This is a genomic window from Mesorhizobium sp. Mes31 (assembly GCF_024519675.1).
GTDB lineage: Bacteria > Pseudomonadota > Alphaproteobacteria > Rhizobiales > Rhizobiaceae > Mesorhizobium.
On record NZ_JALJRL010000026.1, the window covers coordinates 73,253 to 85,480 of the forward strand.

Annotated in this window: 8 protein-coding genes and 1 tRNA gene; 1 reads left to right on the plus strand and 8 read right to left on the minus strand. The window is 61.2% G+C overall.

The features are described 5' to 3' along the window. Nucleotides 1-15 precede the first annotated feature (15 nt). The 8 genes from NR193_RS30010 to NR193_RS30045 form a co-directional block, all read right to left on the minus strand. Nucleotides 16-972: an alpha/beta fold hydrolase gene (locus tag NR193_RS30010; RefSeq protein WP_256754301.1), complete on the minus strand. Its 957-nt coding sequence runs from the start codon at nt 970-972 to the stop codon at nt 16-18. 21 nt (nt 973-993) lie between these two features. Further along, the gene (locus NR193_RS30015) at nt 994-1,365 is read right to left on the minus strand and encodes a hypothetical protein (protein WP_256754302.1); all 372 of its coding nucleotides are present in this window, start codon (nt 1,363-1,365) and stop codon (nt 994-996) included. Nucleotides 1,366-1,435: 70 nt separating this feature from the next. Then, nucleotides 1,436-3,610 (minus strand): YbhB/YbcL family Raf kinase inhibitor-like protein, encoded by a 2,175-nt coding sequence (locus NR193_RS30020; protein WP_256754303.1) that lies wholly within the window; start codon nt 3,608-3,610, stop codon nt 1,436-1,438. Between the two features lie 94 nt (nt 3,611-3,704). Further along, entirely contained in the window at nt 3,705-4,865 is a 1,161-nt protein-coding gene (locus tag NR193_RS30025; protein ID WP_375162754.1) for an ABC transporter substrate-binding protein, read from the minus strand. Nucleotides 4,866-5,421: 556 nt separating this feature from the next. Next, a complete protein-coding gene (locus NR193_RS30030) occupies nt 5,422-5,622 on the minus strand; it encodes a hypothetical protein (protein ID WP_256754305.1) in 201 nt (66 codons plus the stop codon). A 40-nt stretch (nt 5,623-5,662) separates the two neighbouring features. Further along, complete coding sequence (locus NR193_RS30035; protein ID WP_256754306.1) at nt 5,663-7,024, minus strand: integrase; 1,362 nt, start codon at nt 7,022-7,024, stop codon at nt 5,663-5,665. A gap of 129 nt (nt 7,025-7,153) precedes the next feature. Next, nucleotides 7,154-7,230: transfer RNA gene (locus tag NR193_RS30040), tRNA-His, on the minus strand. A 348-nt stretch (nt 7,231-7,578) separates the two neighbouring features. Next, a complete protein-coding gene (locus tag NR193_RS30045) occupies nt 7,579-8,037 on the minus strand; it encodes a phasin (protein ID WP_091582756.1) in 459 nt (152 codons plus the stop codon). Between the two features lie 249 nt (nt 8,038-8,286). Here NR193_RS30045 and NR193_RS30050 point away from each other — a divergent pair, with 249 nt between their 5' ends. Then, nucleotides 8,287-12,147 (plus strand): PAS domain S-box protein, encoded by a 3,861-nt coding sequence (locus NR193_RS30050; RefSeq protein WP_256754307.1) that lies wholly within the window; start codon nt 8,287-8,289, stop codon nt 12,145-12,147. Nucleotides 12,148-12,228 lie beyond the last annotated feature (81 nt).

The window sequence follows — 12,228 nt, forward strand, 5'->3', positions numbered from 1 at the left end:
CGTTGCCAATGCAACCTAGAACTCAATGACCTTCCGGCCCTCGTTGGGCCGTTCGCTGCGAGAGGACGACCGGCTTTCGGAAATGCTGCGCCCCGACAGGGCATTGCCTCCCTGGCCGCGCCGTTCCGGATCCGCGCTGAGGATTTTCTTCAGTACGGGGGTGATGACTTCCTTGAACTTCGCCGGATCTTCCGACGTCGGGAAGTGCCCACCGCCGAAGATGACGCATTCCGAATTCTTCACCTTTTCGGCAGTGCGCTGGGTCATTTCGGGCGTGCAGGCGAAATCGTACTCGCCGGTGAGGAAGTAGATCGGCACCTTTCCGGAGATCTTCTGGCACTGGTCGCGGAAATCCGAATCGACGCTGTAGAAATACAGGTCGCCCTTGAAGATGCCGGGGCCGCCCTGCGCGTAGTACCACCAGGTCTCCCACCGGTAATCGTCAGGAGACTGCGGTGCCATCAGACCGAATACAGAGGTCGCGACCACCTCGCCACCATGGATATGGGGGTGATGCAACGGATCGATCCACCATCCCGGGGAATAGTCGCAGGCCTCGAGTGCAATAAAGGCCGAAAACTCGTTTTCATAGCGCAATGCCAGCGCCAGGCAGATGTTGCCGCCCATCGACTGGCCCATGAGGACCGGCTTGCGCAGATCGAGGGCCCGGCAGAACGCCACGATGAACTCACAGTAGAATTTGGTTGTGAGTTTGTATTCGTCTTCCATCAGGTGAAAGTCTGCCGGCGGGATCGACTTGCCGTGCCAGGGCATGTCGAAAGCGATAACGCGGAAATTCTGGCTGATGTCCGGGTCGCACAATTGGTGCCGATACTGGCGTCCGTCCGTGCCGGCCGTGTGCAGGCAGACCATCGGAATGCCCTCGCCGTGTTCCTCGTAATAGGTGCGGTACGTCTTGCCTTCGCACTGGACGTAGACGTAGCGCCCAACGATTGGATCGTGTGTATTCATGACAACTCTCCTGCGCTGCCGTTAAACTTGTCGCATCAGCGAGAGCATGCGCGTCAGCGCCCGCAGATTCTGCCAGAAGGGGAGCGAATTGCCCTCGATGATCAGCTGCTTGTGCAGCGGATGCGCCATCGCCCAGATGTCGTTGAACATCGGCGGTGGGATTTCCTGAGCAAACTTCGACCAAGCGCTGCTCGGCGCCTTGAGCCAAAATTCGACTCCCATGTCATTGGGCGTGAGACCTTGCGCGATCTTCTGGATCTTGCCGCCGCGGACGTCGACGAGATATTCCGTGTCGTCGAAGCCGAGCACGAACTTGCTCGTAAAAAACCGCCCTACGACCGGCAAGATGCGGTCGTCATTGACCTTCCTTGCCCATCGCTCGATCCACTCCAAATCAAAGCTGCTCCTGCTTCCATATCTACTCATGCGATCCTCCTGATTGGGGAATTACCATGCCCGGTCTTTACGCGGGCAGAGACTTCTTTGCTGGCCCGTAGACTGCCACGAACGATGCGGCATCGATCGCCACCGGCATGACCGCAGCCGCAAATGCGCCAAGATCGGCGTCGACTGGCAACTCGACCTTGTCCACCTTGAGCGCGTAGAGCGTGAAAAAGTATCGGTGAGCCCGGTCCGGTGGCCAAGGGCCGCCATATCCCTTGCCGAACCCTGGGATCTTGAATGTCACGAAGTCGCTGTTGAACTCCGCGGCGCCGTGCGGCAACCGCAAGCTGCCGCTGGCGCCCTCTGGGAGCTCGCGGACCTCGACAGGAATGTTCACCACCAGCCAGTGCGCAAACGAGCGAGGGAAATTGAATGCTTCCGGCAGATCAGGATCGGTAACGGCCAAGGCAAAGCTGCGCGTGCCTTCCGGTGGCCCTGACCAAACGAGTCGCGGCGAAAGCCGGTTGTCCTCGGCGAACCGGTGCGGGATGACGCTACCCGGCGCGATATCAGGACAACTCAGCATGAAAGACGGGGTTGCCGCCATATGGTATACCTCCTGGTTCAACAGCGTCACAGGCCTCGGCACTGGCCTTCCCTGCTCGAGTCTGGGATTGTGGGGCTCGGCCACCGTGACCGGGTTGCCTGGGCCATTCTCGTTAGCGGCCTCGCCGGGCAAGCGCGCCGTCGCGCGACGGCCGAACATGGCGTTTAGGATGGCATGGCCATCGAAAGGCGGTTCGAAATCCGCCGAGATGGCGCCATTGCGAAACACGTGAACCCGCGTGCACAGGTTCAGAAATTCTTCCAGCTCGCTGGACAGGAAGACCACGGCGTTGCCGCGCGCAGCGAATTCCTTGAGGTTGCGGTAGAGATCGAGCTTGGCCCCGACGTCGATGCCGCGCGCAGGATCGTTGAGCACCAGAACCACCGGCTTTTCCGCGAAGGCCCTGGCAATCAGTACCTTTTGCTGGTTACCACCGGACAGCGACGTGATGAGGTTTTCCGGGCTCCCCATCTTGACGGCCAGTTTGCTGGATTCCCACTCAAACACCGGCGTCAGCTTGGTGCGGTTAATGAAGTTGAGCACCCCGCCGGACCGAAATTCGCGATACACCGGAAGCAGCAGGTTCTCGTAAATGCTCAGATTGGCAAAGATGCCCTCTTTCTTGCGATCGCCGCTGACATAGCTGATGTTATTGCGTCGCGCCGATGCGAGATCCGTGACCTCGCTGGCCTTGCCGTCATTGACCACGACCAAACGGCCGGCGATCGGAGACTGGATGCCAGCGATGCATCTTACGAAATCCGCCTGCCCCTGCCCGTCCAGCCCGGTAATCCCGACGATTTCGCCAGGATACAAGGCGAAATTGACGAAGGCAGCGTCTGGCCAGACCCGAAAATCGGTTGCGCGGAGGACCGGCCGATCGCCGAGCCGCGTCGGCAAAGGCTGATCACGGTTTGTGCCGCTGCGTTCGGCACCGGCAATCAGTTCGAGAATCCTGGCCTCGGTAATCTCTTCTTTCGCAAGCTTGCCGACATCCACGCCATCGCGCAAAACCGTCGCGCGGTCGGCGATACGCACCAGCTCGGCGATGCGATGGGTGACGATCAGGATGCTTGCCCCACGCAGCTTGAGCTGCCGCATCTTGCGGAACAGCCTTTCCGTGGAATCGAAGTCGAGCGCGGCCGAGGACTCGTCGAGGATCAGGACCTTGGGATCAGTCAGAAGGGCCCTGGCGATCGTCACCCATTGTTTGACGCTCAGGGGCAGTTCGCCCACTAACCCGGAGAGGTCGATGTCAAAGCCGAGGAGTTCGCGCATCAATGCGGATGCCTTGGCTTCTTTTTCTTCCCGGTTCATGGACGAGCCCAAAAGGCCATCCGCGCCCAGATAGAGGTTATCCAGCACCGAGCACTCGTCCGCGACGAGCACCTCCTGAAAGACATTTGAGATGCCCAGCAGGCGCGCCTCGTGCGGAGACGTTGCCGACTTTCCAAGGATCGACACCTGGCCGCTGTCCGGTATCAGCACGCCGGAGATGACCTTCGCCAGCGTGCTCTTGCCCGAGCCGTTGCCACCAATGATCGCGTGAACCTCCCCCGCATAGGCCGTCAGGTTGCAACCGCCGAGCGCCACAGTCGGCCCGAAGGTCTTCCTGACCGATGAGAGTTCAACAGTGGTGTACGACATCATAGGTCCAGTTGGCCGACGTTGATCGGCTAGACTTGCACGGAATAAAACAAATGCCACCCCGTCATCGACGGGGTGGCCAGACCTGCTTTGGTCAGTTCGCTTTGAAGGCCTCAGGATCGGCCGGACGAAGGAAGAACTGGTCCAGGTAATCCTTGCCTGCCCAGTTCTGGGCACCAACGTTGTACCAGCCGTCGGAATCTTCGCTGCAATCGGCCGGGACGGCCTTCTCAAGCTGGTCGTAGGACATGGTCTGCGGCTTGGTCAGGATCGACTGGATCTTCGGGCCTTGGCCCTCGAGCGTGCGCATCATGACGTTCCAGCCGAACTCGAAGTCGTCGCCCGGAGGCCAGGCGTGGATCGCCTGTGAGACAAAATCCTTGTTGTTGCGCCAGTAGCAAAGCGCGCCGATCTCACCGCCGATCGAGAACGGGACCATATCGCGGCCGCTCTGCTGCAGCGCGCGCAAGGCGCCCAGTTCAGACGCCGACTGGATGATGATGCCGTTCAGATCGCCCGGATTGGTGGCCAGCCACTTCTGGATCTCGGACTGGGCAACCTGGTCCGTCCACATGCCGGCAACCTGGCCCACGACTTTGATGTCGGGATACTTTGCCAGCGCCTTCAAAACGCCAACGTTCTGGGAGTCCGAAGCAGACGCGCCCGGAATGCCTTCGACCACCAGGACATTGCCCTTGCCGTTGATCTGCTTGGCCATCCATTCGCCGAGCATGCTGCCACCCACGACGAAGTTCGCCGAAGTGTTCACCGCATAAGGCGAAGTGAGGTAGCCAACTGCAGAGAAGACCGGGACGTCACGCTGGTGGGCGTATTCGACGGTCTGGTTCAGTGACGTCGGGTTCGAGCAGCAGACGATGATCGCGTCGACGCCCTGGTCCACCAACTGCCGCATCTGCTGGATCTGGGTGGAGTCGTTCAGATTGGATTGGGTAATGATCACGTCCTTGATCAGGCCGAGCTTCTTCCATTTCGGAATAATCTCTTCCTGGAGCCGCTTCATGACGTCGGCGCGCCATGTGTTACCAGCATAGGAGCTGGCGTAGCCGATCGTCCACGGCGGACCCTTCTTGGGCTTCCAGTCGCGGTAGGCGCTTTCCGCGAGCGGCTGCATCGGATCCATCATGTCTTTGTTATAGAGCTCATCCTGGATGTTCTTGGGCAGCTCATCCACGCCACCGGCAAATGCAGGGGTGACGCTAGCGATCGTTGCGACAACAGCAAGCGATCGCAACATGGTTGCGAATGTCGTCAATTTATCCTCCCTTAGTGCCGGGCGTTGAGCCGTGGGCACGCTGAGTTCAGTGGAACCCGGGGAGGACTATCGGGCAATCAGGACGTTGGAGGTAATACATTTTTCAAATGCGCTCTATACGCTTTCGCTATGGAGCACCGTTTGCCGTTTTGTGACAAGGTATGCCAATGTCGGATAATGACCGTTATCCGTTCGCCGACCGTATAGCGTCCAAAAGCACCTCAAGGTCGAGTTTTCGCGGAACCATGTACGGTTTCTGTTTCATACAGCCGGGGCGTTTAAGTCCCGGTATCGGTTGTAAGCGCGATAGCCGGCACCTGCCTTTGAGTTGAGATACCTATCTTGAGTAGAGGTGCCTAATGGATCCTCATCCAAGACAACGGAGCAGGAATTGCCGATCTGATGAGTGGGGGGAAAGGCGGTAGCGCTCTCCCGCTACCAACCCCGATGGGCAGAGAGCCTTTCCCATTTGCACGCCGCAGCCGCCGATTACAGCCCGAGCCGAACGCAGGCCCTTCACTGCGCCAGGAAAGTCCGCCTACGCATAGGCCATGCTACATTCCTGGTCTTGCAGAAAGGCGAAGCAGTGAGGCGATATTCGCCCACGCTTCAGCCAATCACCGTGCAACGGATTGAGCGAGCGCTCGACCGCGTGGCCGAGATAATCGTCGCGCGCGGCGACCAAGGCGAGACATGGCTCCCGCTGTACGACTATCTTGAACGCGCCCTGCAGGATCATCGAGCGAAGGAGGAACTCCTCGCCGCAGTGCGTCAGCGTGTCATACGATCCCAGGATCGAACGGCAACACGATCTTCATAAGTTCCTCTTGCCACATCTTCATGTCGCCGCCCTCGCCATATTTCGGACGATCGATCGTGTGGCCCATCAGCATGCGCCGAAGCTCTTCGTCCAGCCTACCGTTCTTCATGCGATCTTCGAATGAATGGCGCAGTGAATAGACGGTGTGATTGTCGGTCGGGAACAAATTGTAGCTCTTGAAGTGCTTGTTGAGCAGGGCTGACAGCGACGCCTCGCGATCCCTGTAGCGTGGGAAGCCGTTAGGATGCTTTTTGAACACCTCAAGCGCCACGCCGATCAGCGGCACCTTGCGCACCGACGAGGCAGTCTTGATCTCTCGTGGATCGTCGGGATCGTCGCGTGGCTCGACCGAAATGTGCGGCACCTCGTGGTCTACATGGATGACACCGGCATGCAGGTTCGCGAGTTCGCTTGGTCGGGCGCCTGTCTCAGCGAACGCAAGCACGATTCCCCTCGCCTCATCATTGAGTGCCGCAAGCGCGCCAGGCGCAAATATCTTGTCGCGAATCCAGTCGGTCGGGAACGGCGGTCGACTGCGTTTCGACTTGTCGGCGAATGACAGATCAGCGAAGGGGTTCTTCTGTTCGGGGAAACCGAGATGGCGAAAGTAGTCGGCGTAGAGGGTTCGAAGGTTGCCCATGTTTCGGTTGCCTGTCGACGCTGAACGGTCCGGTCGCCCTTTGTCGGGCGCAACACGGTCCAGCCAATATTTATGCACCGCTCGCGCGTCGTCGCGCGTGATCTCGCTCATTGGCTTGTCGGCGACCAGGCCGATGAAAACATCGACGCTCATTTCGCGCTTTGCCTTCCAGCGCTTCTTCTGGTCAGGGCTTTTTGTGCGGATCTCGTCGCGGGCAATCTCGTTGAAGTATAGCTTCAGCGCTTCCGAGATCTTGTCGTCAGGACGGGCGACCGCGCCGCCGACCGCGTCGACAGATTGTGATTTGGCAGGCTCGCCTATGGTGCTCTCTACCCGCTGCAGGATGGTATCCAGGGGCTCGGCGACCAGGATCTCGGCTAGCGGTCGATAGACGAATCCGAGAGACTCGGCGCGCTTGATGGCCTGGCGGTATCGGATACGCGCCGCCTGTGGATTTTCACCCAGCATCAACGAAGCCCACAAAGCATTGTCAGCAGCCTCGTGGAGATCTCGGGCGGTGCGCGCCTTTATGCGGTCTGTGGTGTCGAGGGCGCGGCGCACGAACACGCCACGCACGTCGAGGTCCCTGACCTCTCTGGGCACCCGGCGGTAGTAATGGAAATGATCGCCCCTCAGTTGCAGGAAGCGGTCGGGATCATGCTGTTCGCGTCGTCTTCCCACGTCTCTGATGCACCATTTGTATCACAATAAGTAACACAATAGGTAACACAAAATAGGAAATAGCCGCAAGAGTGATCACCAGCGATCGAAAATTCTATAATAAATTCAATGCTTTAGCAAGAAAGCCAGTGGTACCGTTGGCTGGGATCGAACCAGCGACCTCCGGATCCACAATCCGGCGCTCTAACCATCTGAGCTACAACGGCACGTTTGCTGAGCCAGACCAAGGTGGAAAGTTCACTCTCCGTGATCCGCTCTGTCGTTCGGCGATGCGTCCTTACGGGCTAATGGATCTTAATTCAAGACTTTTGCTCGGCAAAGGTCGCTTCCCCACAACGGCATCCACTTTTCGTCGGACAAAGAAAAAGGCCGGCGGGAGGAGGTGCCGGCCTTTTCCTGTTACGAGCCAGCGGGAGGAGGTGCTGGCTGGTCACCCCGGGGAGCAGAGGGAGGAGGTTCCACTCGCCGGGTATTCCTTGATGGCTACCATCATATGCCTGATCGTTTTTAAGAAAATGCGACCTTTTGTTGCATCTTCCGATCATGCGTAAATGTTAGGCAACCTTGATTTCCTTCATCGCCTTCTCGAAGGCGGTCTTGATCGGCTTGGAGACGTCCTCGGCTGCCTTGGTGGCAACGGTCTGGAAGTCCTTGGCCTGCTCGACGGTCATCTCGACGCGCTTGCGCAGGAACGCGGTCTGCAGTTCGACGACTTCCGACAGCGACTTGGCGCCGATCAGGGCTTCGAGATGCGAGAAGCCGGCCTCGGCATTGGCGCGCAGGGCGGAAATGGTCTTGAGCGACAGATCGCTGGAAACGGTCTTGGCGGTCTCGTAGCTCGACTCCAGAGCCTTCTGGGTCTCTTCGGCACCGGTCTTCAGCTTGGCATAGGCCTCTTTCGACTGCTCAACGCCCTTTTCGGCGAAAGCGCGGATCTGGTCGGTGGCCTTGGAAGCGTCGAAGCTCGGGAATTCAACGTTTTCGATGGTCTCGGCGGTCTTGGTCCTGGACATTTTTCCATCCTTTTCAGCGGCAGCGGCTTTGACAGAAAGCCGTCTCGTTCAGTTATGATGGCAATATAAAGGCAAATTTTGTGCATTGCAATATCTTTGTTGCACTGCACCATAAATTCTTTAAGGCCGTTAACCAAGAGCCCAAATTCCGGCCTTTGCACGTTCTGGCTTGTGGACCTTCGCGCCGCCGGCTTTTATTAACAAAGCGTTAACTGCAAATTCGCCGCTCCGTGAGGGTTCGCCAAGCGCATGCCGTCCGAATATTCCTTCCTCGACGTCGCCGTGCTCGATGCGGTCCGCCAGCGCTTTGCTGCCGGCGACGCGATCGCGATCCTGTCGGAGGATCTGGAGCAGGTGATCTGGGCCAACGGGCCAGGTGCGGCGATGTTCGGCTATCCCGACATCGAGGCCATTATCGGCGCCTCGGCGCAGTTGCCGTTGATCGCCAGACGCCAGATCATGGCGACCAGCGGATTTCCCGAGATCGGCCGCGACCGCGCCATCATGGTTCGGCTGGCAACCGGCATGACCAGCCGCGCGGTCGGCTTCCTGGCCAGCGCGGTGACCATGCCGGACGCTGAGAAAGCGATCATGCTGGCGGTGCCGGCGGCGCAGACAGGCTCGCGCAGCGCCGGCGAGATCGCCACACGTGCCATCAGCGGCTTCACCGAAGACGGTCATTTCATCGCCTTCATCGATGCCAAGGGCAACATCGAGGCGGCATCAGAAGGGTTTTCGGCCCTGGGCATCTTGCCCGGCACGCTGGCTGCCCTCGTCGCTGATGTCGCAGCGGAGAGCGACCGCATCGTCAAGCGCCTCGTTCCGGGCCGCACGGCCTCCTTTCCAGCTGGTCTCGCAAGATTGACCGAGGAACGGCATCTGCTGGTGGTGATCGACGAGGACCAACTCGACGACGGGACCACGACCGGCGAACGCCCCGAATCCATTGCCGAGGCCGCGCCGGCTGGCGACGCTGTAGTCCAGCCGGAGCCGAGCCAGCGCACCGAGACACTTGTGGGCGAACCGGGCGCCACGCAACCGGCCGAAACTATCCCGGCATCGGAACTGCATGAGACCGCCGACGCGGCCGGGCAAGCTCCGGCGGCAGGGAACACGCCGGCGCAGCACGATCATTGGTACTTCAACACCGACGAGGGGCAACAGGCGCGCCGACCGCCCGAACCCGAAGCGCGGGCCGAAGAGGCCGTCCCGGAGAATCCCGAGGAAAGCACGAGACGCAATGACGTCCATGCCCCCTCGCCGACCGCGACTCCGGCCGCCCCGGCGATAGACCGCGCCGCGGCGCCGATACGCTTCGTCTGGCGCACCGATGCCGACGGCAGGTTCAGCGCGCTGTCGCCGGAATTCGCCGAGATCGTCGGCAAGCCCGCAGCCGACATCATCGGCCGGCGTTTCAAGGATGTCGCTGCAGCCTTCGGCCTCGATGCCTCCGGCGAGATCGCCGGTCTGCTGGAGCGGCGCGACACCTGGTCCGGCCGCTCCGTGCTGTGGCCGGTCGTCGGTACCGATCTCAAGATACCTGTCGACCTGGCCGCCCTGCCGGTCTATGGCCGCAGCCGTGCCTTCGAGGGTTTCCGCGGCTTCGGCGTTGCCCGCACCGGCGACGCGGTCGTCGATCCCGAGGCCATCGGCATGGCGCTCGTTCCCAATGGCCATGCGCCGGCGGTGCAAGAAACCGCCGAACCCGCGCCCGAGACGCCGAAGACGCCAGACCCCTTCAAGGGCGAGGTGCCGGCGCTGACCATCGTGCCGAAACCGGAGCGGCGCTTTGCCGACAAGGTGATCCGGCTGGCCGAACATCGGCAGCCAGCCAACGACAAGGGCCTGTCGACGCTGGAACGCAGCGCGTTCCGCGAGATCGGCGAGCGGCTGAAGAAGGACAGTTCCCCAGTTGAGCCACCAGAGGCCGAGAAGCCCGAGCTGGCGCCAGCAGTCCAGACGGAGCCGCAATCCGAGGCCGCCGGCACGATCGTGTCGACGCAAGATGGCGGCTCGACAGAGGATGCCGCCACGCCGAATGCCGGACCAGTGGATGCGGACCTCGAGCCGGCGATTGACGCCGCGGACGAGGCAAGCGCAGCCGAGCCCGCCGATATCGATGCCGAGGACGAGAAGGATCTGGCACGGCTCGACGGCGACCATCCAGATGAGACGGCTGGAGAGGAAACCGTCCGGCCCAGTCCTTCGGGCTCGCTGCTCAACCTTGCCGACCGCGACGATGAACCGACCTATGTCGCCGACAACAGCGACGATGCGCCGGTATCTGCGGAAGCGACGGAAGGTCCAGCCAAAACCGAGGCTGGCGACGCTGAAGCACAACCCGCGGCCGGCGGCACACCACAGGTGAACGACCCGGCTGCGGACGACGACAGCATGACGTCGGCGGATTTTCGCGACGCCGAGGACAATGAGGATTGGGCGCAGCCCGACGAGGACGCCGCCGCACCCGATAAACAGGCCGTTGCGTCCGCCGAGGAGACTGACAACGCGAGCAATGCCCCGGAGCCGCGCGTCGAGCAGCCACGCCTGCAGGTGCCGCCGCTCAAGGTCGAAGGGTTCGTGCCGTCGGCGTTTTCGGCCGGGGATGAGAACCATGGCCCGGACACCTCGCTCCTTGGCAAGCTGCCGGTGCCGCTGCTGATCCATTCGGGCGATCAGCTGCACTATGCGAACGAGGAATTCCTCAACCTGACCGGCTACGAGGCGCTCGATGACCTGGCGGATGCCGGCGGCCTCGGCGCACTGTTTGCCGATCCCTACGCCGATGACGGCTCCTCCGACGGCGCCGATCGTGCGCTGCGGCTGAAGACCCGTGGCGGAGAGGAATTCCCGATCGAGGCCATCCTGCGCTCGGTTCCCTGGCGCGACGGCAAGGCGCTGATGCTGGTCGTGCGCCGCTCCGGCGAGGATGACGCGCCGGCAGCCCCGCATGCCGTCGGCGACGAGCAGACACAGCCGGACGTTTCGGAGCTCAAGGCACGCATCGCCGAGATGCGCACCATCATCGACACCGCGACCGACGGCGTCGTGCTGATCGGCCGCGACGGCACCATCCGCTCGATCAGCCGCCCGGCCGAAGCGCTGTTCGGCTTCGACAGCGACGAGGTGACCGGCAAGCCGTTCGCCTCGCTGTTTGCCATCGAAAGCCAGCGCGCGGCGCGCGACTATCTCAACGGACTGTCCGAGCCCGGCGTGGCGAGTGTGATGAATGACGGCCGCGAGGTGATCGGGCGCGAGGCGCAAGGGCGCTTCATTCCGCTGTTCATGACCATCGGCCGGCTGCCCAACGACAGCGGCTTCTGTGCCGTGGTGCGCGACATCACCCAGTGGAAACGGGCCGAAGAGGACCTGACGCAAGCGCGCGCGGTGGCCGAACGCGCGTCCTCGCAGAAGACCGATTTCCTGGCCCGCATCAGCCACGAGATCCGCACGCCGCTCAATGCCATCATCGGCTTTTCCGAATTGATGGTCGACGAGAAGTTCGGCCCTGTCGCCAACGACCGCTACCGCGACTATCTGCGCGACATCAACCGCTCGGGCAATCACGTGCTCGATCTGGTCAACGACCTGCTCGACATCTCGAAAATCGAAGCCGGCCAGCAGGAGATGGCTTACGAGGCCGTGTCGCTCAACGACACGCTGGCAGAGACGGTGGCAATGATGCAGCCGCAGGCCAACCGCGAACGCGTCATCATCCGCTCCAGCTTCGCTTCGCGACTGCCGGAAGTGGTGGCGGACCTGCGCAGCGTGCGCCAGATCGCGCTCAACATCCTGTCGAATGCCATCCGTTACACCCAGGCTGGCGGCCAGGTGATCGTCTCGACCGCCTATGAGACGTCGGGCGACGTCGTCATGCGGGTGCGCGACACCGGCATCGGCATGAGCCAGGCCGAGATCGAGCAGGCGCTGAAGCCGTTCAAGCAGATCAACGCCCTGAAACGCGGACGCGGCGACGGCACCGGGCTTGGGCTGCCGCTGACCAAGGCGATGGTGGAGGCGAACCGCGCCCGGTTCACCATCAATTCGACGCCGGGAGAAGGAACCCTGGTCGAAGTCGCGTTTCCGTCGACCCGCGTGCTCGCGAAATAACCGCGCCCTCTTCCAAGGGTTTGATCTAAAGCGTGTCGCGTTTTAAGGGATTCAGGATTCCCATTGATTTGAGTTCGTGAT